Here is a 22324-nt window from a genome sequence, read left to right as displayed (position 1 = left end):
ATTACTAAAACAAATTATTCTTTATCAATTTAAGATAATTTAAAAAATCCATTTAAACCAGTTGCCAGTTTATTGGTGTTTTGCCTTGCTGAATCAAATAATTATTTGCCTGCGAAAAATGTTTATTGCCAAACCATTTTCCTTGATTGGCGCTCATTGGAGACGGATGTCCGCTTGTTAAAACCAAATGTGTATTCCGGTCGATATTTTTCCCTTTTTTAAACGCATGATTTCCCCAAAGCATAAAAACCAGGCCTTTTTTTTCTTGTGATAAAAACGAAATAACGTTTTCGGTAAATTGTTCCCAACCCAATTTTTGATGGCTTCCGGCTTTGCCCGATTTCACAGTTAATACATCGTTCAGCAGTAATACTCCTTGGCGAGCCCACCCTGTTAAATCACCATGTCCGGGATTCATAAAACCTACATCGCTTTGCAATTCCAAATAAATATTTCGCAACGACGGTGGTAACGGGATTCCTTTATTAACGGAAAAACTCAATCCATGTGCCTGACCAAAACCATGATAAGGGTCTTGCCCTAAAATTACGACCTTCACTTTATCTAACGGACAATATTTAAATGCGTTGAAAATATATTCTTTAGGCGGATAAATCACTTCATTTTCATAATCAGCATCAACAATTTGTTTCAATTTCTGATAATAATCTTTTGATGATTCCAAGGCAATAAATTCTTTCCAGCTATTCATTCTAATCTTTTTTAAAATTCAAATGTAGCACATATTCCTTTAAATAATAATTTGTTCGTAAATTTGATGTTTGAAAGAGAAATTATATATGAAATCGATCGCAAAAAAAACATTGCAAGATTTAGAATTCAGCACCATATTAAAACAAATAAGTGATTTATGTTACACCGAAATAGGTAAAGAACAGGCGTTGCTTATTGAACCATTTGCCAATAAAGAGCAATTATTACAGGAGTTAAAACAAACTTCGGAATACGTATCATCGTTTTCCAATCAAAACGCTATTCCCAGCCATTATTTCGACCCGATTACTTACGAACTAAAAATGCTGCGTATTGAAGACAGTTTTTTAGAAGCTTCGGGGTTTAAAAAAATCGCTACTTTGGTAAATACCACCAATGAGATAATTTTGTTTTTAAAGAAGTTTCAGGAATATTACGCAGCTTTGTATCAGGCAACAACCATTACACAGCCCAATAAGATAATTTTGCAAAAAATTGAGCAGGTTTTAGACAAATACGGCGAAATTAAAGATACAGCTTCAGTTGATTTAAAGGCAATCCGACAAAATATTCAGATGGTTCGCGGTAAAATTAACCAGAGTTTTGGTTTTGCTTTGCAACAATATAATGCTGCCGGATATTTAGACGATATTAAAGAATCTATTGTTGAAAACCGACGCGTGTTGGCTGTTTTGGCAATGCATAGAAAAAAAGTAAAAGGTTCTGTTTTAGGGCAATCAAAAACCGGAAGTATTGTTTATGTGGAGCCCGAAAGTACGTTTAAGTTTTCTCGTGAATTAAACAATTTAGAATACGAAGAACGCGAAGAAATTATGCGTATTTTACGTGTATTGACTAACGAAATCCGTCCGTTTCACGAAGAACTGATTGTTTTTCAAAACCTTTTGGCTCATATTGACATTGTTTCGGCAAAGGCGAAACACGCCGAGAAAATCAACGGCATTTTACCCAATATTTCCACCGAAAAAAAACTGTATTTTCGTGAAGCCTTCCACCCTATTCTATTGCTAAACAACAAAGAAAAAGGCAAACCAACCTTTCCACAAACTATTGAATTAACCAACAACGAACGAATTATAGTTATTTCGGGACCAAATGCCGGAGGGAAATCTATCACACTGAAAACCATTGGTTTACTACAATTAATGTTACAAAGCGGCATGCTGATTCCTGTACATGAACGAAGTGAAACCTTTTTATTCGACAGGATTTTAACCGATATTGGCGACAACCAATCCATTGAAAACCATTTAAGTACCTACAGTTATCGTTTAAAAAATATGAACTATTTTTTAAAGAAATGTAACGATAAAACCTTATTTTTGATTGATGAATTTGGTACAGGTTCTGATCCCGAATTGGGAGGTGCTTTGGCAGAGGTGTTTCTTGAAGAATTCTATGACCGAGAAGCTTTCGGAATTATTACCACACATTACACCAATTTAAAAATGCTGGCAAATGAATTACCTCATGCTACCAATGCCAATATGTTGTTTGACGAAAAATCGTTAGAACCAATGTATAAATTAAGTTTGGGGCAAGCCGGAAGTTCGTTTACCTTTGAAGTTGCACAAAAAAACGGTATTCCTTATAGTTTGATTAACAGGGCAAAAAAGAAAGTAGAAACCGACAAAGTTCGTTTTGACAAAACCATTGCCAACCTGCAAAAAGAACGTTCGCGATTAGAGAAAACATCTGAAAACCTGAAAGAAGAGGAAAAACGCGCACGTGAAGAAAGCAGTAAATTATCAAGCATCAACACAAAAATTCAGGACAAGCTGGAACGTTATCAGGAATTGTATGATGCCAACCAACGTTTGATCTATTTAGGGCAACGCTTTGACGATCTTTCCGAAAAATATTTCAACAATAAAGATAAAAAGTTTTTGATTGGCGAATTATTAAAAACCGTTGAAATTGAAAATTCAAAACGTAAAAAAATCACTTTAAAAGAAAAGAAAGTTAAAGAACAAGAAACCATAAAACTTAAAGCGGAAGTAGAAAATAAAATAGAGAAAATCCGTGAAGAGAAAAAAGAAAAAAAGGTTAAAGAACAACAAATTCAACAGGCAAACAAAACCAATTTTGTATTAAAAGTTGGGGATCGCGTGCGAATGATCGATGGAAAAGCAGTTGGAGTGATTGATGTAATCGAAAAGAATAAAGCTACGGTAAACTACGGTTTCTTTACATCAAAAGTTGCTTTGGAACAATTAGAAATGGTAGAACGCAAGAAATAAGACATGAATATAACTGATAAAATACCGCCAAACAAACAACTCATTCTTTTTGACGGAGTGTGCAATTTTTGTGACGAAACCATTCAAAAAGTAATTAAAGCCGATAAAAACAACGTGTTTGTGTTTGCGTCGCTTCAGTCTGAATTAGGTCAGGAAATTTTAAAATATATCGGTGTTGACGCTGAAACAGATTCCATTATTTTGTATCAACCCAACGTTGCGTATTATACTGAAAGTGATGCCGTTATAGAAATAGCAAAACATCTTTCAGGTATTTATCCGCTATTGCAAACAGGAAAAATTCTTCCAAAAATCTTGCGAAATAAAATGTATCAATATGTTGCCCGCAATCGTTACAAATGGTACGGCAAAAAAGAAGAATGCATGATACCGTCGCCTGAAATCCGCTCTAAATTTTTATCATAAATTTAAAATCAAATAATTTTATCAAACGTACAGCAATCTGTATATTTGTGCTTTAAAAATAAAACCAATGCAAATATCATATAACTGGTTAAAACAGTTCATTAAATTAGACATCGATCCGGAAGAAACAGCCGAAATATTAACAAATTTAGGTTTAGAAGTAGAAGGAATTGAAGCGTTTGAAAGTTTAAAAGGAGGTTTAAAAGGTGTTGTTGTTGGGCACGTAATTGCCTGTGAGCAGCATCCTAATGCCGATAAACTGCATATTACCAAAGTTGATTTAGGAAACGGCGAACCGGCAGTACAAATTGTTTGTGGTGCACCTAATGTTGCAGCTGGTCAAAAAGTTCCCGTAGCTACTATCGGCACTGTTTTATATGATAAAGAAGGAAACGAATTTGTTATAAAAAAAGGAAAAATTCGTGGCGAAGAAAGTTTTGGAATGATTTGCGCCGAAGACGAATTAGGCATTGGTGAAAGTCATGACGGAATTATGGTTTTAGACGCAAACCTGGAGCCCGGCACCCCTATCTCTAAAGTTTTAGGAATTTACACCGATACCGTTTTTGAAATTGGTTTAACACCAAACCGTGCAGATGCAATGAGCCATTGGGGAGTTGCCCGTGATTTAAGAGCCGGATTGATACAAAACCGCCCGCAAAATACCTATTCTGAATTAATCACGCCAAGTGTTAGTAAGTTCAAAGTAGAAAAACGCACATTGAAATATGATATTTCAGTAGAAGATTCAAAATTAGCACCTCATTATGCCGGAGTAACCATTTCGGGCATCGAAGTTAAACCGTCGCCTGCCTGGTTGCAAAATGTTTTAAAATCTATCGGCATTGCTCCAAAAAACAATATTGTTGATGCAACTAATTACGTGTTGCACGAATTAGGACAGCCTTTACACGCTTTTGATACTTCTCGTATTAAAGGAAATAAAATCATTGTAAAAAATGCTGTTGCCGGATCAAAATTCACTACGTTAGACGGTATTGAACGTACATTGCATGAAGACGATATTGTTATTTGCGATGAACACCAACCGTTGTGTTTGGCCGGGATTTTAGGTGGTGCACATAGCGGAGTGAACGAAAATACTACCTCTATATTTTTAGAAAGTGCTTATTTTAACCCGGTAAGCATTCGTAAAACGGCGAAACGACATGGAATTTCAACAGATGCTTCCTTCCGTTTTGAAAGAGGAATCGATCCCAATATCACCACGTACGCATTAAAACACGCTGCCATTTTAATTACTGAAATATCAGGCGGTGAAATCACATCAGATATTACCGAATTGTATCCTAAAAAATTTGAAGATTTTTCAGTATTTTTAAATTATGCAAACGTTCACAAAATTTTAGGAGAGCCTATTCCGCAAGAAACAATTAAGAAAATTTTGGTTTCGTTAGACATTAAAATTACAAACATTACCGATAAAGGTCTGGGGTTATCTATACCGCCTTACCGCGTAGATGTACAGCGAGAAATTGATGTTATCGAAGAAATTTTACGCGTTTACGGATTTAACAATATTACAGTTGGTTCTAAAATCAATGCAACAATTGCTTACGGATCAAAAACCGACGATCACAAAGTTCAAAATATTATAGCAGATCAATTGGTTAGCCAAGGTTTTTACGAAACAATGTCTAATTCGTTAACAACAGCGACTTATTCTGATTTGGTAAACGGTATCAATAAAAATCAACAGGTAGGTATCTTGAACCCATTAAGTCAGGATTTAGCAGTAATGCGTCAAACCTTATTGTTTGGTGGTTTAGAGTCTATTGCCTACAATATCAACCGCAAAAATGCCGATTTAAAGTTTTTTGAATTTGGAAATACGTATGCCAAAACGTTAACAGGTTACGAAGAATATAAGCATTTAGCACTGTTCGCTACCGGAAACAATAACGGAATAAACTGGAATGTTCAAACCACGGCTGTTGATTTCTTTGCATTTAAAGGATATATCGATGCTATTCTGGTACGTTTAGGAATAAAATCTTTAACTACCAAACCAAATGAAAGTGATATTTTTTCAGAAGGAATGTGCTACTATTTAGGTGATCGTAAAATTGTTTCTTTTGGAACAGTGAAAAAATCCATTTTAAAACATTTTGATATTAAACAAGAAGTTTTTTATGCCGATTTTAACCGCAACAATATCTTAAATGTGGTTTCGGGCAAAATTAAATTTACCGAAATTTCAAAATACCCTGTCGTAAAACGTGATTTGGCATTGTTGATTAAAAATGAAATTTCATTCTCTGAGATCTATAAAACAGTTAAAATGGTAGATAAAAACCTGATTTCTGACGTTTCTCTTTTTGACGTGTACCAAGGTGATAAATTACCCGAAGGTACCAAATCATACGCTATCAGTATGAAGCTTCAGGATAAGGACAAAACCTTAACCGATACACAGATCGATAAAATAATGAGTAAAATTAAAAACCAGTTACAAAACGAAGTTGGTGCTGAATTAAGATAAAAAGGTCGGGTTTAAAACCCGACCTTTTTAATGGTATATCATTATATTTTCTTCATCATTTCCCCTAAACTTGCTTTCCAGTCAGGTACGGAAACGCCGTAAACCGCTTTTATTTTACTTTTATCTAACAACGAAAAATTTGGACGTTTAGCCGGTGTAGGAAACGCATCGCTGCCAATGGCATTAATTTTACACGCAACACCACTTAGTTCTTTAATGGCAACTGCAAAGTCGTACCAACTTATTTTTCCTTCGTTGCTATAATGATAAATGCCTTGCACAAATTCCGGTGCTACAACAATATCCATAATAGCTTTTGCTAAATCACGGGCGTAAGTTGGTGTTCCAATTTGATCTGAGACTACTCCGATTTCTTCGCGTTCGTTCATTAAGCGCTTCATTGTTTTTACAAAATTGGCTCCATACGTTGAATACACCCACGCGGTACGAATAATGACATAAGCAGCACCCGATGCTTGCAGAGCCTGCTCTCCTTTTAACTTGGTTAATCCGTAAGTGTTAATGGGGTTGGTTTTATCGTCTTCTTTCAACGGAATTTCACTGTTTCCGTCAAAAACGTAATCTGTGGAAATATGAATTATTTTCGTATTGTTTTTATACGCCCACTCGCCCATGGTTTGCACAGCTAAATGATTGATTTTGCTGCACAATTCTTGCTCTGTTTCTGCTTTGTCTACAGCAGTATAGGCTCCGGCACTTACAATTAAATCCGGTTTTTCTTTTTCTAAAACCTCTTGAATTTGTTCCGGATTGCTCAGATCCATCTCTTCCCTATCAACAAATATCATTTCAAACCGGGGATATTCATGTTGTAAATCTTGTAACTCAGAACCTAATTGTCCGTTTTTTCCTGTTATTAGTAGTTTCATATTTTATAAAGTGAAATGGTTATAAATCAAATTACTGTTTTTGAAACAATTCATTAAACGTTGGTAAAATTATGTCTTTTTCGGATACAATCTCTGTGCCTGCTTCAATTCCCCAATCGATATTTAATTCAGGTGCATTGTATAAAACCCCCTGTTCTGATTCTTTATTATAAAAATTATCGCACTTGTAAAAAAAGACGGCATCATCACTTAACACAGAGAAACCATGCAAAAAACCCCGTGGAATAAACAGCTGCTTGTTGTTTTCTGCCGATAAATGTACTGCTACATGCTGACCAAAGGTAGGCGATTCAATTCTGGCATCAACGGCTACATCAATCACCTCGCCTTTTAAAACTCTGACCAATTTTGCCTGAGCATGTTCACCGCCTTGTGCATGCAAGCCACGAATGACTCCTTTTGCAGAATAACTCTGATTATCCTGTACAAAATGCGTGGTGGTCTGCGTTAATTCATTAAATATTTTTTCATTAAAACTTTCAAAGAAATAACCTCGTTCGTCTTCAAATTTTCTTGGTTCAAGGATAAAACATCCTTTTAGTTTGGTTTCTGTAGCTTTCATTATTTTCTGTAATGTGCAAACTTGCAAATTTCACTTATTTATATTGTACCTCGTAATACTTTTGATAATCGCCCGAGGTTACATTATTTAACCATTCCTGGTTGTCCATGAACCAATCGATGGTTTTTGACAAGCCTTGTTCAAAAGTTACACTGGGATACCATCCTAATTCTTGATTGATTTTATGAGCATCGATCGCATATCGCAAATCGTGTCCCGGGCGGTCTTTTACAAACGTAATCAACTGTGCACTTGTTCCCGGTTCACGACCTAATTTTGCATCCATTTGCTTGCATAATTCCTTTACCAAATCAATATTTTGCCATTCGTTGAATCCGCCCACGTTATAAGAATCTCCGTTTTTACCTTTGTGGAACACCAAATCAATGGCTTTGGCATGATCAATGACAAACAGCCAATCTCGTGTATATTTTCCATCACCGTAAATTGGTAAGGGTTTCTTGTTGATGATGTTGTGGATACATAACGGAATCAATTTTTCAGGAAAATGATTGGGTCCGTAATTATTGGAACAATTCGTCAGTACAACAGGCAGCCCGTATGTATCGTGATATGCCCTTACAAAGTGGTCTGAAGCCGCTTTTGACGCCGAGTAAGGTGAATGCGGGTCGTATTTGGTGTCTTCGGTAAAAAAACCTTCACTGCCCAAAGCTCCGAAAACTTCATCGGTTGAAACGTGATGAAAACGTTTTCCTTCAAAATGATCCTTCCATATTTCACGGGAGGCATTCAATAGGTTTACGGTACCGATAACATTGGTCATCACAAATGCCGATGGATCTGTTATGGAACGATCAACATGCGATTCTGCTGCTAAATGGATAACTCCTGTGGGCTGGTACTTTTTAAACACTTCAAGAACCGCTGCGGCATCACAAATATCTGTTTTTTCAAAATAATAATTAGGCAGTTGGTCAATGTCTTTTAAATTTTCAAGATTTCCTGCATACGTCAAAGCGTCTAAATTTACAATGGTATATTCAGGATATTTGGTTACAAATTCTCTTACTACATGAGAGCCGATAAATCCGGCACCGCCCGTTATAATGATGGTTTGTTGCATAATTGTTTATTTACAGTTTATGTATTCTTTCATTCCCAATGGCTATCAGGATCGTATGGAAAGAGTTCTTAACTATTTAGTTACAGTATGAGCTTAGAAATTTAAAATGTTTTTAATTCTACTGGTTTCCGTTTTCTTTTTCGGCGACTTCTTTGCGCAATCCTGAACTTGAAAAGCGATGATCGCGTGTATTGAAATACAACTCAATGCCCTTTTTTTCACAATAAGAACGTCCTGTAAAATTTTTGTTACGGTATTCATCACCCAAAATACGCACATCTATTTTAAATGAACGAAGTACATCTTCTAAATCCTGTTCTGTTGCGTACGGAATGATTTCATCGACAAAACGGCAGCCTTTTAACTGAATGTAACGCTCTACTACCGATTGTACGGGGCGGTTTTTATCAGGACGATCAATCGTAGGGTCTGTTTGTAAACCACAAATCAAATAATCGCACTGACGTTTGGCTTCTTCAAGCATTTTAATATGCCCGGCATGAAGCAGATCAAATGCACTAAATGTTATTCCTATTCTCATTAGCTTTTAAATTTTGTAAAATTGAGTCCCAAAACAGAACTCAATTGTTGTTAGGCAAGTCTTAAAAGGTACTCTCCATATCCGCTTTTCTTTAACGGCTCGGCAACTTTTAACAACTGTTCTTTATTGATATATCCCATGCGGTATGCCACCTCTTCTATGGCACCAATTTTCATTCCCTGACGTTCTTCGATCACCTGTACAAACTGCCCTGCCTGCATTAATGAGGCAAACGTTCCGGTATCAAGCCATGCTGTTCCCCTATCAAAAACACCTACACGCAGTTTTCCCTGTTTTAAATATTCTTTATTTACATCGGTAATTTCATATTCGCCACGAGCCGATGGTTGGATATTTTTTGCGATTTCCACTACAGAATTGTCATAAAAATACAACCCGGGTACCGCATAATTTGATTTGGGTTGCGCAGGTTTTTCTTCAATAGATAATACGTTATTATTTTTATCAAATGTCACTACACCATAACGCTCCGGATCGTGCACAGGATATGCAAATACCACTCCGCCATCTTCTTTGGTGCAATTTTGCAATAATTTACTCATTCCGCTTCCATAAAAAATGTTATCACCCAAAACCAAAGCTACCTTATCAGTACCAATGAATTTTTCGCCAATAACAAATGCCTGTGCCAAACCATTGGGTTCGGGCTGTTCGGCATACTCAAATGCACAACCGATTTGAGAACCGTCTCCCAAAAGTTTTTTAAAATGAGGTAAATCGTGCGGGGTTGAAATAATTAAAATTTCATTTATGCCTGCCAGCATCAACGTTGATAATGGATAGTAAATCATCGGTTTATCGTATACCGGCATTAACTGCTTACTTACTGCCAATGTTAACGGATGCAGGCGGGTTCCTGACCCACCGGCTAAAATGATTCCTTTCATAACGATCTTTTTTGAACTATTTAATCGGTAAAAATAGGTATTTAAGATAACAAAACAAACAAGTATTCTGTATTATAATAATCATTTACCTGTTCTTTAAAATCAGATAAATTACAAGCGGTGCACCTAAAATAGATGTAACTGCGTTTATTGGCAATACAAACTGTTCGCCGGGTAACTGACAAATAATATCGCACAAAACCAGGATTAAGGCTCCTAAAATAATATTACCTGTAAACAATTGAAAATGATTAGTGGTTTTATAAATCATTCGGGTGATGTGGGGTACTGCAAGCCCAACAAAGGCAATGGGTCCTACAAAAGCGGTACAAACGGCTACCAACATACAGGTTACCAGAATAATGATAAACTTGGTCTTTTTAAGGTTGATTCCCATGCTTTTTGCATAATTTTCTCCCATTAACAGCATGTTTAACGACTTGTTTAATAAGAACGATGCAGCAATGGTACCTAATAACAACGGAGCGATAAAGCTCATTTGCTGCCAACTGATGTTTCCTAAACTACCCAAATTCCAGAAAGTGAATCGTTTAAGTTCCTCGGCTGTTGAAAAGTAAGCCAGTACATTGACAAAAGCACTTGTAAAACTACTAAACATCAGTCCTACGATAAGCAAGGTGGCAATTTGTTTAATGCGTTGAGAAACACCTAATATGATGAGCATGGTAGCGATGCTTCCCGCCAGAGCAAAAATTATAATGGCAAAATTTCCTGAAAAATAATCCTTTATCGACAGTGAAAATAAACTTTGTCCCAATATACAAATGGCAACTCCCAGGCTTGCTCCAGAACTTACACCCAAAATATAAGGTTCTGCCATGGGGTTTTGAAACAAGGTCTGCATCATCATTCCCGCTACAGAAAGCGACATTCCCACTAAACAGGCAATCACTAATTTAGGCAACCGATATTCTAAAATAATGTATTCCCAACTTGCTTTTCCGGTAAAGTTATTGCTTAACACAGCCAAAACATCGTTTACAGGAATGCGTACCGAACCAATTACCAAATTAAAAACGGCAGCAATTAACAGCAAAATAAAAAAGAATACATGGTATTTAGAATAGCGTGCAAACATTATTTTAAAGGTTCAATAAAAGTAGGTTGATAATCGGGTAAAGCATTCGGATGAAAAATAGAAATCAAATCTTTTAATACCAAATCAGGACGATTTGAAGCTTCTTCGTAAAAAATCAAACCGCCGGTAGCTCCTTTTTTCATAGAGTACGAATAGACTTGCTTTTGTTGAAATGCCTTAAACTGACCATAGTGTTTATTGGCTGCAAGCATTTGATCAAACGAATTAAATTCGCCCGGACCAATCCAAAAATCGGCATCCATGGCTTTTTCAAATACTGTTTCAAATGATAAGGACAAACTTCCGGTTCCTTGCGTATCGCTCCACAAATAATTTCCACCGGCATCGTTTATAAACTGTGCCATCCAACTGCCACCTTGCGGCATATACCAAACATCCTGAAAAACCGATCCGCTTAAAACTGAAGGTCTATATTGTACGTTTTCCACTTGTTTTTTAGCCTTCTCATATTCTTTTACGATACTGTTAAAATAATCTGTTGCCTGTTCTTGTTTGTTAAACAGTACCCCAAAAAACTTTATCCATTCCGCTTTACCCAATGGCGATGTTTCTACCCAATCGGCATTATAAATTACAGGGATACCCGCTTTTTCAAACTGATTGAATTTTGATGTTTCACTATCCATGCTCAATCCTATGATAACCTGAGGCTGTAGATCTATCGTTTTTTCAAAATTAAGGCTTTCATTGTCAGACAGTTCTTTAACATGACCTAAATCAATACTTTTTCTAACGATTTCAGACGAAATATATTCTAAATGCGGAAAACCAATCAGTTTATCTGTTTCATTTAAAGCAACCAAAGACGGAATATGGGTAGTTGATGTTGCTACCAGATTAGAAACAGGAATTTGGATAAAAGTGTATTTATACAAACTATCAGGCAAATTCTCATTTGATTTCGCACAAATATACGTATATGTTTTTGTGGCATCTGGCCATGGTTTCGTAATTTTCATAACGGTAAAACCATCGTAATTATGAATTTCTAATCCATTAGCATATTCTATACTGTTTTTAACCTTAACAGTTGTGGTTTCTGTAGTTTTTTTACAGCCTAAACAAATGAAAAATGCTGTAAATAGGATATATTTTGATAAATTCATCGGTGAAAATTTTTAACAAAAGTAATTCATTCTTTAAACAAAACACAAACAGGAGTAAAAACTTTAATTTGCATTATTAATAAATAGCATTACTTTTGTACCGTTTTAGGTTGCAATTTAGTGCATTAATAGGGAAATAGGTGCGATTTTTTCAATTCCTATGCTGTTCCCGCAACTGTAAGCTTTATACGAAATGTATTGTTTTTATCTGCGCCACTGAATTTTTTTGGGAAGGCAAAAACACAAAGCAAGCCAGGAGACCTGCCTAATGAATAGTAATTGATTTCGCCTTCGGGAAAAAAGGTTAAACAAATGAAGAAAACAATCATTTATTCATTATTTCTGACTTTTACAGCTCATGTTGCCCTTGCGCAAGATCCGTTTTCCACGCAGTTAGATGAACTAATCATAGAAAAAAGCAGAATTACCACCCGGTCTAAATCCCAAAATACCATTGTTTTAAATGATTCTTTAATTGAAAATACCACGGGTACATTTACTGATTTCCTTCAAAAAAACACGACTATTTATTTTAAAGAAAACGGTTACGGAATGGTTAGTTCGCCCGCTTTCAGAGGAACCACGGCTCAGCAAACCGGCGTGTTGTGGAACGGTATTAAAGTTAATTCTGCACTGTTGGGACAGACCGATTTTAATTCAACTTCTTTTAAAGAATACGACAATATTGTGGTAAAACCCGGCGGTGGCAGTATTTTATACGGAAGCGGTGCTATTGGCGGAACCATACATTTAAACAACACGCTGACCTTTAACAAAGCGATTGAAAATGAAATTCAACTAAACTACGGAAGCTTTAATACCCAGGGAATTCACTATAAAATTTCGACAGGTACGGAACAATTTGCCGTGAATGCTCATTTTGGATACAACAAAAGCGATAACGATTACGAATGGTTGGGCAAAGACCGGAAAAACATCAATGGGGAATTTAAAAACACCTCTTTAGGCTTTGAAGTTGCTTATAAAATCAATTCAAAAAACACGATAGAATTATATTCAGCGACTTATAATGACGATCGGCATTTTGCATTGATAACGCCTTATCAAACCAAAACAAAATACCAAAACAATTATTACCGAAACCTGTTAAAATGGCACTATAAAACGTCTGATTTTTTAAACACTTTTTACGTTGCCCATATAAAAGAGCAGTATAATTATTTTGACCAGCTGCCTACCGACAGTAAATCGGGCGGAAATGCCGGTACATGGTACTTTAAAAATGAAAGTTTTTACAACGTTACTAACAAATTAAGACTTTCAGGTTTTTTAGAATATCAGAAAACAACGGGCGAAGGAGAAAATTCGAGCTTACCCTTCTCTACTCAGGAAATTTTTGCACTAAGTGTTTTGGGAAATTATGATTTAACCAATAAATCGGGATTTGAAATAGGCTTAAAGAACGAAACTGCGAAAGATTACGAAAATCCGTTTTTGTTTTCAGCAGGATTTTATTTCAATTCAAAAAACTACCAGTTAAAAATCAATTCTTCAAAAAATTATCGCATTCCAACGTTTAATGATTTGTACTGGCAACCGGGTGGAAATTTGAATTTAAAACCTGAAACAAGTTTTCAGTTTGATATAAACAATAACTTTAATTATAAAATTTTAAATATCAATCTATCAACTTATTACACATCAATAAAAAATATGATTCGCTGGATTCCTACCAACACCGGATTGTGGGAAGCAAATAATGTAGATGAAGTGTATATTTTAGGTTCTGAATTATCTTTAGACATACAAAAAACGTGGAATAACCACACATTGGGAGGTAGGGTTAATTATGCTTATACCCGATCAATTGATAAGAAAATGGAAAAACAATTAACCTATACACCCTTGCATAAATTTACCGTTCAATTAAATTACAGATATAAAAACTTTAGTGTGGTTCCTTCGTTCTTATATATTGGTAAAATTTACACTACCACTTCTAATGATGAAGCAAGCGCTATTGATGCATACGGAGTTTTTGATGTTGACTTAAGACACTATTTTAAGTTTAAAGACGTTCCGTTTACCATCAACTTCAAAATAAAAAATATAGCAAATACAGCTTATACAAACATGCCACAGCGAATGATGCCTGGTAGAAATTATCATATTCAAATTATTAAAAAATTTTAACCCATGAAAAAATTAGTAATACCTGTTTTAGCTGCTGTAACTTTGTACAGTTGTAGCAATACCGATGACAATACAGTACCTACAAATCCTGATGAAAAGTATTTAAACGGTTACTTTATTACCAATGAAGGTAATTTTGGCAAAGCTAATGCTTCTGTATCACACTTAAGTGCTGACCTTAATACGGTTACTAACGATATTTTTAAAACGGCAAACGGAAAAGATCTTGGTGACGTTGCCCAATCTATCGTTGTACACGGAGATTATGCTTTTATAGTGGTAAACAACTCTAACACTATTGAAGTGGTAAACAAAAAAACATTTAAATCTGTTTACACCATTACCGAAGGTTTAAACACACCTTATTATGCAACAATCAACAACGATAAGTTGTACGTTACAAGTTTGTACAACCCTACCGTAAGTGTATATAATGCAAAAACTTTTGCGTTTATCAAAACCATAGATTTGAACTACCCTTCTACCAATATTGTTACCGCAAACAATTACGTTTATGCCGCAAACGGTTTTTACAGCGATGGCAAGTTAATTGAGGTGATTGATCCAAGCAGTGATACCAACACGGTTGATATTGCTTTTGACAATGCCATTAACGGAATTACTACTAACGGACAATTTGTATATGCTTTGGAAACAAATGCTTCTGCAAGTAAAATTTCGAAAATTGAAGGAACTCAAATTGAAACATCTGTAACTATTTCTCTAGGAAACGCCAGATATTTAGTTGCCGATAATACTAATTTATATTACACAGCCGGAACAGGAATTTATAAAACAACGGATTCGGCTACATCTGCAGGAAGTAAATTATTTGATGTAACACCTTCCGAAGACGGTTTTTCAGTTCTTTACGGGTTCAATGTTCTTAACGGAAATATTTTTGTTTCTGACGTTAAAGGATTTACAGATCTTGGAACGGTAACTATTTACAAAGAAAACGGTACGGTAACAAAAGAATTTAAAACAGGTTTAGGACCTAATGGTTTCTATAAGTTTTAATATGAAAAAAGGATGCCTGAACAGATTAGATTATCAAAAAATGTTTAGGCATCCTCATTATTAAGCTTTACAGCAAGCATCTAACTTTTCATAAGCTTGTGGATCTGCTTTTACATCATCCGCATCAAAGCCCATTTTAGAAATAGCTGTTTTAATGGTTTGCAGGTTTGTTTTTTTGGTGTTGTAATAAACGGTGATTGTTTTGTTTTCTTCGTTTAACTCATACATTTTAACACCTTTAATTTTTAGCATGTGCTCTTTAAAGTTCAGTCCACATGTTTCGCAAGCCTTACAATGATCGCATTCTATAGAAACTTTAATTTCTGCTTTACCCGATTCTTTGGTTTGCGCATTAACTGTTGCTACAGCCAACAACAAAAAAAACATACTTACAATTTTTCTTATATTCATTTTTTAATTATTTAAGGTTCTATATTTTTATCTAAACGTTTTAATCAACAACTCTTTTAACAAATCGTCGTGCGTTAACGTACCGTTTACACCTTTTCCTTTTAAATCAATTTCACGAATTACCGCAATATTCTGGCTTACTTTTTTCATGGGATAAACCTTAGCGGCTGTTTGGTAATCTTTTAATCCATACGGACTGATACCTAATTGCTTGGCAATATCGGCAGGATTTGTACCGGTATTTTTATAGATGATTCCATGGTATTGCAAAAGTCTGGAGAAGAAATTATAAAACAAAGCAACAGTTACAACTAACGGATTGTTTTTTGTATTCAACGCAAAATATTTGGCAATGGTAAAAGCCTTGGCTTCGTTTTTATTTGCTACTGCATTAATCAATTCAAAATTGTTGTACTCTTTGCTGATACCAATGTTTTCTTCAACCAAATCTGCAGTAATTAACCGGTCGTTTTTCAAAACAATTTTTAATTTAGAAATTTCGTTTGCAATTTTGCTTAAATCATTTCCTAAAAATTCTACCAACATAGCTGTTGCTTTAGGTTCAATGTCTAAATTTTCATCGGCAACAAAACTTTTTAACCAACCTTCTATCTGATAATCTTTTAGCTTGTTACTTTCAAAAACTTCTGCAAATTCTGATTTTGAAAGCGTTTTATACAATTCTTTGCGCTTGTCCAACGTTTTGTATTTGTAACAAAACACTAAAACCGTTGAGGGTTGAACCGATTTAAAGTATCCTGAAAACTGTTCAATTGTTTTAACCAAATCCTGGGCTTCTTTTACCACAACCAGCATTCTATCGCCCATAAACGGATATTGTCTTGCTTGCGACATGATGTCGTTAATGGAATTGTCTTTACCATAAACAACCATTTGGTTAAACGATTTTTCTTCTTCGGGAACCGCATTTGCTGTGATATAATCACACAAAACATCAATAAAATAAGGCTCTTCACCCATTAGAAAATATACCGGTTTATAACCTTCTTTTTTTATTGAAGTGAGTATTTTTTTGAGTTCATTCATAAACTTTCGCAGATTTATAAAGATTTTTTAAAGAGAATGAATAAATTTGCATTATGCGTGATTTAAATTTTCCCAAGTTTCAATTCCGTTTCAAAAATAATGAAAATAAACGGTTCATTTTTGATGAAATTAGGAAAAAATACGTTTTGCTAAGTCCTGAAGAATGGGTTCGTCAACACGTGGTGCATTTTTTAATCAAAGTAAAGCACTATCCAAAATCATATATAAATGTTGAGAAAGTTGTAAAAATCAACAATATGAATAAACGTTACGACGTTGTTGTTTTTACGCCCACAGGGGATATTTTTTTATTGGTTGAATGTAAAGAACCTTCGGTTAAAATAACGCAAAAGGTTTTCGACCAGATTGCAAGATATAATACCAGCTTAAATGCCCAGTTTTTAATGGTAACTAACGGTATAAATCATTATTATTGCAAATTAGATTACACAAATAAAGCATATCGGTTTTTAGCCGATTTACCTTAAAAAGATAACATGACTAAAAATTATATATATATAGGACTTTTTTTAACATCGGTTTTAGTCTCGTGCAGAAAAGAAAATAGTGTACTACCAAACAGTGAATCCACCGATACCATTACTGAAATTCAATATACAAGCGATCCTGATTATGTTTTATCAAACAAAAATGCACAGGAATTAATTGTTCATTTAGAAGATGAACAAAACGATTTAAAACGCAAATTAAAAAAAGCGAATAAGAAAGAAGCCGAAGCTTTATATATTGATTATTACAAACGTTTTACCACAATTGTTGATTCGTTGAATTTAGCTGAAATCAACACGTTAAACACTTACCACCAAATGGGTACTGCAAAGCACGATACCATTTTACGCAAACAAAACACGTACGACAAATTGGGTTTATATTTTAGAAAAGTCGATTCTACAACCTACGATTTTAAAATTAAACCCGGCTTTTTTTATAATTTGTTCCACAATAAAATTTCTAAAGAATTTGAAGAATATCTGAGACTTGGATACGTTGAACACAAACTTTTTTATGATCAGCAGACTAAAAACGAAAAAATAACCTTAGAAAGTCAACGAAATTTAATCATCAACTGGGAAAAATTTATTACCCAACATAAAGATTTCAAGTTTATAGATTCTGCAAAACGATCATATTCAGACAACATGATGCTGTATTTATTTGGTACCCCTGCCAAACCTACATTCGAAATTTCATCCAAAAAGCTTTATGTTGAAAACGAACAGGAATACATTTCTTTTGTAAAGCAAAACCCCAATTTAATTTCTGCAGAAATTACCAAATCGTTCTTAAAGCATTTTTATGTAAACGATAAAAACTTTACGTCGGAAAAATTTTATGTCGATTTAAAAGAGTTTACCAAAAAAGAAATTTCTGAACACATTAAATAATGAAAAAAATAGCCGTTGTTTTACTGAATTGGAACGGATTGGATCTTTTAAAACAATTTTTGCCATTGGTAGAAAAATATTCTGCCGAAGCTGAAATTTATATTGCCGACAACAATTCGTCGGATCAATCTAAACAATATGTAGAAACGCATTTTAAAAACGTTCAATGGATTCAGCTTCATGAAAATTTTGGATATGCAAAGGGTTATAACGAAGCTTTGAAAGGGATCAAAGAAGAAATTATCTGCTTACTCAACACCGATGTTGAAGTTACTGAAAACTGGTTACAACCTGTTTTGGACTTGTTCAGTAAAGATGATTCAATTGGCATCATACAACCTAAAATACTCGATTACAATAACAAATCCTATTTTGAATATGCAGGTGCAGCTGGTGGTTTTATTGATAAATACGGCTTTCCTTTTTGCAGGGGAAGAATTTTTGATACCCTTGAAAAGGATGAGAACCAATATGTTTCACAAGAAATTTTTTGGGCATCAGGTGCGTGTTTTTTTATAAGAAAGAATGTTTTTAAGCAATTAAACGGCTTCGATGAACAGTTTTTTGCTCACCAGGAAGAAATTGATCTTTGCTGGCGTGCTTTTAATCAAAACATCCTGGTTTATTATTGTAATGAAAGTTCGGTTTACCACATTGGAGGTGCCACATTAAAAAAATCGAATCCCCATAAAACGTACTTAAATTTTAGAAATTCGTTGTACATGCTTTATAAAAACCTACCCAAACAACAACGTTTTTCTATCATCTTTAAACGGCTGTGTTTAGATGGTTTAGCCGGAATCAAATTTTTTTTTAGTTTACAGCCCTTACATACCTTTGCCATTGTAAAAGCGCATTTTGCCTATTATAAAAATCTCTCAAAATTAAAAAACAAGCAGGCAAAAAATCCTAAAACAAATTACTTTTATACAGAGAATATTGTTTTCAGCTATTTCTTAAAAGAAAAGAAACGGTTTAAGAAACTATATAAAGAATAAATAACATTTCATTTAATACAAAATATCATTTATTTACTCGTTGTGCATTTAGGAAACGAAAAATATCAACTACGTCACTTCGAGTGAGATTTCTGTAACAAAGTGGAATAAATTTTGTATCGAGAAGTCTTTTTATTTAGTTCTCGATACAAAATCTTTCAGATTTTTATTCGAACTGACGAATTTTTGCCAAATGCACAACAAATATTTATTTATAATCATATAATAATTAAACAGATATGTATTTTCTTAAAACGGCACCTCACTATCATTACTGAAACTGCTACCAAAAATTTGTTCTCCCGGTGGTAAATCATTCGTGACGTTTCGGTCGTTCATAGCAGATTGAAATTCGTCAAATGGAGTACTAAAATCATCTAAATTGTCAAATTTACCATACTTGCCTAAGAACTTCAATCGAATATTATCTAATCCACCATTACGGTGCTTTGCTACGATAAATTCTGCCTGACCTTCTGTGGGACTTTGTTCTTCATCGTCCCAAACATCAATTTTATAGTATTCGGGACGGTAAATAAATGATACAATATCGGCATCTTGCTCAATAGCACCCGATTCACGTAAATCGGAAAGCAACGGACGTTTTGATGAACCACGGGTTTCAACTGCACGCGACAACTGCGACAAAGCAATTACAGGAATATCCAGTTCTTTTGCCAAACCTTTTAAGTTACGTGAAATGGTAGAAATTTCCTGCTCACGATTTCCACCTCCTTTATTGTTTCCACCAGCTGTCATCAGCTGTAAATAATCTATAACGATTAGTTGAATATCATATTGTGATTTTAAACGACGGGCTTTTGCACGCAAATCAAAGATGGATAACGAAGGGGTATCGTCAATAAACAACGGCGCTTTTTCTAAATCTTTCACTTTTACGTTTAACTGCTCCCATTCGTGTTGTTCCAATTTCCCTGTTCTTAATTTTTCAGACGAAAGCCCGGTTTCTGATGAAATTAAACGGGTAATTAATTGCACGCTCGACATCTCTAAAGAGAAAAAGGCCACGCCTTTATTGGCATCAATAGCTATATTTCGTGCCATTGATAACACAAAAGCGGTTTTACCCATACCCGGACGTGCGGCAATAATAATTAAATCTGATGGCTGCCAGCCTGATGTTAATCCATCTAATTTATGAAAACCTGTTGGCAAACCAGATAAGCCTTCACGTTTACCAATTTCTTCGATTCTCTTTTTTGCCTGAGCAACTAATGATTCTGCCGTTTCGGTACTTTTCTTGATATTTCCCTGGGTAACATCGTAAAGCTTTGATTCTGCCTGATCTAACAATTCAAAAATATCTGAAGATTCATCATACGCATCTTCAATAATTTCAGCCGAAATTTTAATTAAGCTTCGTTGGATATATTTCTGTAATATGATACGAGAGTGAAATTCAATATGGGCAGAAGAGGCAATTTTTTGAGTAAGATTGATCAAATAAAAATCTCCACCTACCAACTCTAGTTTACCGTTTTTTCGTAACTGAGTAGAAACCGTTAAAATATCGACCGGTTGGCTGGCTTTAAAAAGCATTTCAATGGCTTCATAAATGTGCTTGTGAGCATCTTTATAAAACGCGTCGGGTTTTAAAATGTCAATGGCATCGTCAACTCCTTTTTTATCAATCATCATTGCACCGAGCACAGCTTCTTCTAAATCAACAGCTTGCGGAGGTAACTTTCCTTTTTCTAAAGAAATGATGTTTTGATTTATTTTAAAACCGGTATTTAATACTTTTTCTTTTTCCATAAAGCGAATTTACTTTTTTTAAATAGATTTTGCTAATGAAATTTATTAACGATTTAATAATTTTTAGTTGTTGATAATTTTTTTAAATAGTATAAAGCCGGACAAGTGCCCGGCTTTATAACGCATTATTTTAAAATGGATTACTCTGAAAATTCACCCATTTTTTCATATTTTTCCATACGTTCAATCAAAAGCTTATCAATGCTTTTCTTTGATAATTCGGCGTATGTTTTAACAATTGTTTTCTTAACTGTTTCAAAGGTTGTTTCACGATCGTAATGTGCACCACCTAATGGTTCAGGAATGACATCGTCAATTAAATGATTTTTTTTCATATCAACTGATGTTAATTTTAATGCATCGGCAGCAATTTCTTTATATTCCCAACTACGGAATAAAATAGAAGAACACGATTCCGGCGAAATAACCGAATACCAGGTATTTTCTAACATAAACACCTTATCTCCTACTCCAATTCCCAATGCACCACCAGAAGCACCTTCGCCTACAATAATAACGATAATTGGCACTTTAATCCGAAACATTTCAAAGATGTTACGGGCAATAGCTTCGCCTTGTCCGCGTTCTTCGGCTTCCAATCCGGGATAAGCTCCGGGAGTATCAACAAAAGTAACAATGGGCACATTAAATTTTTCTGCCATACGCATTAAACGCAATGCTTTACGGTATCCTTCAGGATTTGCCATACCAAAGTTACGGTACTGGCGTGTTTTGGTGTTTGTCCCTTTTTGCTGACCAATGAACATGAACGACTGGTCGCCAATTTTACCTAAGCCGCCAATCATTGCCTTATCGTCTTTTACGCCACGATCACCAAAAAGTTCTAAAAAGGTATCTCCGCAAAGGGCATTGATATAATCTAAAGTGTACGGACGGTTTGGATGACGCGATAATTGCACCCGTTGCCAAGCATTTAAATTACCGTATATTTCTTTTTTGGTTGCTTCTAATTTTTTTTCGATATTTTTACAAGTATCAGTAACGTCCACTTCAGATTCTTTGCCGATAACCTGGCATTTATCCAATTGTTCGTTTAACTCTTTTATAGGTAATTCGAAATCTAAATACTCCATAAACCTTTATTCTTTATGTGTTTTGTAGCTACAAATATAGTGCTTTTATTAATTAAGCCGATGCTTTTTTTCGATTTTTAAAATCACTACTAACCGACTAACTTTTCAAAATTAAGGAGCTTCCCATTGTGGTTAGCTCCTTTTTTCATATTTTGGTTTTACGACAAATCAAAAATATGAGCAATAAAGATACAGAAAAGAAATTAGTCGGTCAGCCGATTTTCAAACAAATCATCAATTTTATTCCAAAAGATAAATTTGATATGCTTGTCTACAAGCATA

The 22324-nt window shown here is 34.7% G+C and carries 20 protein-coding genes and 1 riboswitch; of the genes, 8 read left to right on the top strand and 12 right to left on the bottom strand.

Going from position 1 to position 22324, the window contains the following annotated elements; translation table 11 throughout:
- Positions 1–52 precede the first annotated feature (52 nt).
- Positions 53–712, bottom strand: a complete 660-nt coding sequence (ung, locus tag BLW20_RS10975; RefSeq protein WP_091100636.1) for a uracil-DNA glycosylase — start codon at positions 710–712, stop codon at positions 53–55.
- Positions 713–800: 88 nt separating this feature from the next.
- Here ung and BLW20_RS10970 point away from each other — a divergent pair, with 88 nt between their 5' ends.
- The 3 genes from BLW20_RS10970 to pheT all read left to right on the top strand — a co-directional run bounded on the left by BLW20_RS10970 (position 801) and on the right by pheT (position 5904).
- Positions 801–2975, top strand: a complete 2175-nt coding sequence (locus tag BLW20_RS10970; protein WP_091100633.1) for an endonuclease MutS2 — start codon at positions 801–803, stop codon at positions 2973–2975.
- 3 nt (positions 2976–2978) lie between these two features.
- On the top strand, positions 2979–3401 hold the full coding sequence (locus tag BLW20_RS10965; protein ID WP_245725317.1) for a thiol-disulfide oxidoreductase DCC family protein: 423 nt from the start codon (positions 2979–2981) through the stop codon (positions 3399–3401).
- 67 nt (positions 3402–3468) lie between these two features.
- Positions 3469–5904, top strand: a complete 2436-nt coding sequence (gene pheT, locus BLW20_RS10960) for a phenylalanine--tRNA ligase subunit beta (protein WP_091100629.1) — start codon at positions 3469–3471, stop codon at positions 5902–5904.
- A gap of 41 nt (positions 5905–5945) precedes the next feature.
- On the opposite strand, the gene rfbD is transcribed toward pheT, so the two are convergent.
- From rfbD to BLW20_RS10925, 7 genes are all read right to left on the bottom strand, one after another.
- Positions 5946–6794 (bottom strand): dTDP-4-dehydrorhamnose reductase, encoded by an 849-nt coding sequence (gene rfbD, locus BLW20_RS10955; protein WP_091100626.1) that lies wholly within the window; start codon positions 6792–6794, stop codon positions 5946–5948.
- Between the two features lie 31 nt (positions 6795–6825).
- Complete coding sequence (rfbC, locus tag BLW20_RS10950; protein WP_091100622.1) at positions 6826–7377, bottom strand: dTDP-4-dehydrorhamnose 3,5-epimerase; 552 nt, start codon at positions 7375–7377, stop codon at positions 6826–6828.
- 34 nt (positions 7378–7411) lie between these two features.
- Entirely contained in the window at positions 7412–8461 is a 1050-nt protein-coding gene (gene rfbB, locus BLW20_RS10945) for a dTDP-glucose 4,6-dehydratase (protein ID WP_091100618.1), read from the bottom strand.
- A gap of 118 nt (positions 8462–8579) precedes the next feature.
- The gene (locus BLW20_RS10940) at positions 8580–9002 is read right to left on the bottom strand and encodes an adenylyltransferase/cytidyltransferase family protein (protein WP_091100614.1); all 423 of its coding nucleotides are present in this window, start codon (positions 9000–9002) and stop codon (positions 8580–8582) included.
- 50 nt (positions 9003–9052) lie between these two features.
- Positions 9053–9910, bottom strand: a complete 858-nt coding sequence (rfbA, locus tag BLW20_RS10935) for a glucose-1-phosphate thymidylyltransferase RfbA (RefSeq protein ID WP_091100610.1) — start codon at positions 9908–9910, stop codon at positions 9053–9055.
- Between the two features lie 85 nt (positions 9911–9995).
- A complete protein-coding gene (locus tag BLW20_RS10930; protein ID WP_091100606.1) occupies positions 9996–11009 on the bottom strand; it encodes an iron ABC transporter permease in 1014 nt (337 codons plus the stop codon).
- Positions 11009–12136, bottom strand: coding sequence for an ABC transporter substrate-binding protein (locus BLW20_RS10925; RefSeq protein WP_091100602.1), 1128 nt, complete (start codon positions 12134–12136; stop codon positions 11009–11011). The genes BLW20_RS10930 and BLW20_RS10925 overlap by 1 nt, the downstream gene beginning before the upstream one ends.
- A gap of 90 nt (positions 12137–12226) precedes the next feature.
- Positions 12227–12419, top strand: a riboswitch (cobalamin riboswitch).
- Between the two features lie 29 nt (positions 12420–12448).
- Between BLW20_RS10925 and BLW20_RS10920 the strand changes: the two genes are divergently transcribed.
- Together BLW20_RS10920 and BLW20_RS10915 are read left to right on the top strand one after the other, a co-directional pair.
- On the top strand, positions 12449–14290 hold the full coding sequence (locus tag BLW20_RS10920; RefSeq protein WP_143037776.1) for a TonB-dependent receptor plug domain-containing protein: 1842 nt from the start codon (positions 12449–12451) through the stop codon (positions 14288–14290).
- Positions 14291–14293: 3 nt separating this feature from the next.
- Positions 14294–15310 (top strand): YncE family protein, encoded by a 1017-nt coding sequence (locus tag BLW20_RS10915; protein ID WP_091100594.1) that lies wholly within the window; start codon positions 14294–14296, stop codon positions 15308–15310.
- 60 nt (positions 15311–15370) lie between these two features.
- On the opposite strand, the gene BLW20_RS10910 is transcribed toward BLW20_RS10915, so the two are convergent.
- A complete protein-coding gene (locus tag BLW20_RS10910) occupies positions 15371–15721 on the bottom strand; it encodes a heavy-metal-associated domain-containing protein (protein WP_091100590.1) in 351 nt (116 codons plus the stop codon).
- Between the two features lie 27 nt (positions 15722–15748).
- Positions 15749–16768, bottom strand: a complete 1020-nt coding sequence (holA, locus tag BLW20_RS10905) for a DNA polymerase III subunit delta (protein ID WP_091100587.1) — start codon at positions 16766–16768, stop codon at positions 15749–15751.
- A 53-nt stretch (positions 16769–16821) separates the two neighbouring features.
- Here holA and BLW20_RS10900 point away from each other — a divergent pair, with 53 nt between their 5' ends.
- The 3 genes from BLW20_RS10900 to BLW20_RS10890 are packed head-to-tail and all read left to right on the top strand — an operon-like array spanning position 16822 to position 19172.
- Positions 16822–17256, top strand: coding sequence for a type I restriction enzyme HsdR N-terminal domain-containing protein (locus BLW20_RS10900; RefSeq protein WP_091100584.1), 435 nt, complete (start codon positions 16822–16824; stop codon positions 17254–17256).
- Between the two features lie 9 nt (positions 17257–17265).
- Positions 17266–18174 (top strand): hypothetical protein, encoded by a 909-nt coding sequence (locus BLW20_RS10895; protein ID WP_091100580.1) that lies wholly within the window; start codon positions 17266–17268, stop codon positions 18172–18174.
- Entirely contained in the window at positions 18171–19172 is a 1002-nt protein-coding gene (locus tag BLW20_RS10890; protein WP_397334324.1) for a glycosyltransferase family 2 protein, read from the top strand. Before BLW20_RS10895 ends, BLW20_RS10890 begins: the two co-directional genes overlap by 4 nt.
- 249 nt (positions 19173–19421) lie before the next feature.
- Here the strand turns inward: BLW20_RS10890 and dnaB are convergent, their stop codons facing one another.
- Both dnaB and BLW20_RS10880 read right to left on the bottom strand, forming a co-directional pair.
- Positions 19422–20948, bottom strand: a complete 1527-nt coding sequence (gene dnaB / locus BLW20_RS10885) for a replicative DNA helicase (RefSeq protein WP_091100572.1) — start codon at positions 20946–20948, stop codon at positions 19422–19424.
- A 140-nt stretch (positions 20949–21088) separates the two neighbouring features.
- Positions 21089–22042, bottom strand: a complete 954-nt coding sequence (locus tag BLW20_RS10880; RefSeq protein ID WP_091100568.1) for an acetyl-CoA carboxylase carboxyltransferase subunit alpha — start codon at positions 22040–22042, stop codon at positions 21089–21091.
- Between the last annotated feature and the right edge of the window lie 282 nt (positions 22043–22324).

Source organism: Paenimyroides marinum (assembly GCF_900108395.1).
Lineage (GTDB): Bacteria > Bacteroidota > Bacteroidia > Flavobacteriales > Flavobacteriaceae > Flavobacterium > Flavobacterium marinum.
This window is presented reverse-complemented; position numbering and strand designations above follow the sequence as displayed.

Bases quoted from the DNA above. Each gene is read 5' to 3' on its own strand.
- BLW20_RS10970 (WP_091100633.1), top strand. From the start codon at position 801: ATGAAATCGATCGCAAAAAAAACATTGCAAGATTTAGAATTCAGCACC.
- dnaB (WP_091100572.1), bottom strand. From the start codon at position 20,948: ATGGAAAAAGAAAAAGTATTAAATACCGGTTTTAAAATAAATCAAAAC.
- ung (WP_091100636.1), bottom strand. From the start codon at position 712: ATGAATAGCTGGAAAGAATTTATTGCCTTGGAATCATCAAAAGATTAT.
- BLW20_RS10880 (WP_091100568.1), bottom strand. From the start codon at position 22,042: ATGGAGTATTTAGATTTCGAATTACCTATAAAAGAGTTAAACGAACAA.
- BLW20_RS10920 (WP_143037776.1), top strand. From the start codon at position 12,449: ATGAAGAAAACAATCATTTATTCATTATTTCTGACTTTTACAGCTCAT.
- BLW20_RS10895 (WP_091100580.1), top strand. From the start codon at position 17,266: ATGACTAAAAATTATATATATATAGGACTTTTTTTAACATCGGTTTTA.
- rfbB (WP_091100618.1), bottom strand. From the start codon at position 8,461: ATGCAACAAACCATCATTATAACGGGCGGTGCCGGATTTATCGGCTCT.
- BLW20_RS10900 (WP_091100584.1), top strand. From the start codon at position 16,822: ATGCGTGATTTAAATTTTCCCAAGTTTCAATTCCGTTTCAAAAATAAT.
- holA (WP_091100587.1), bottom strand. From the start codon at position 16,768: ATGAATGAACTCAAAAAAATACTCACTTCAATAAAAAAAGAAGGTTAT.
- BLW20_RS10940 (WP_091100614.1), bottom strand. From the start codon at position 9,002: ATGAGAATAGGAATAACATTTAGTGCATTTGATCTGCTTCATGCCGGG.
- BLW20_RS10915 (WP_091100594.1), top strand. From the start codon at position 14,294: ATGAAAAAATTAGTAATACCTGTTTTAGCTGCTGTAACTTTGTACAGT.
- rfbA (WP_091100610.1), bottom strand. From the start codon at position 9,910: ATGAAAGGAATCATTTTAGCCGGTGGGTCAGGAACCCGCCTGCATCCG.
- rfbD (WP_091100626.1), bottom strand. From the start codon at position 6,794: ATGAAACTACTAATAACAGGAAAAAACGGACAATTAGGTTCTGAGTTA.
- BLW20_RS10965 (WP_245725317.1), top strand. From the start codon at position 2,979: ATGAATATAACTGATAAAATACCGCCAAACAAACAACTCATTCTTTTT.
- BLW20_RS10910 (WP_091100590.1), bottom strand. From the start codon at position 15,721: ATGAATATAAGAAAAATTGTAAGTATGTTTTTTTTGTTGTTGGCTGTA.
- rfbC (WP_091100622.1), bottom strand. From the start codon at position 7,377: ATGAAAGCTACAGAAACCAAACTAAAAGGATGTTTTATCCTTGAACCA.
- BLW20_RS10925 (WP_091100602.1), bottom strand. From the start codon at position 12,136: ATGAATTTATCAAAATATATCCTATTTACAGCATTTTTCATTTGTTTA.
- BLW20_RS10930 (WP_091100606.1), bottom strand. From the start codon at position 11,009: ATGTTTGCACGCTATTCTAAATACCATGTATTCTTTTTTATTTTGCTG.
- pheT (WP_091100629.1), top strand. From the start codon at position 3,469: ATGCAAATATCATATAACTGGTTAAAACAGTTCATTAAATTAGACATC.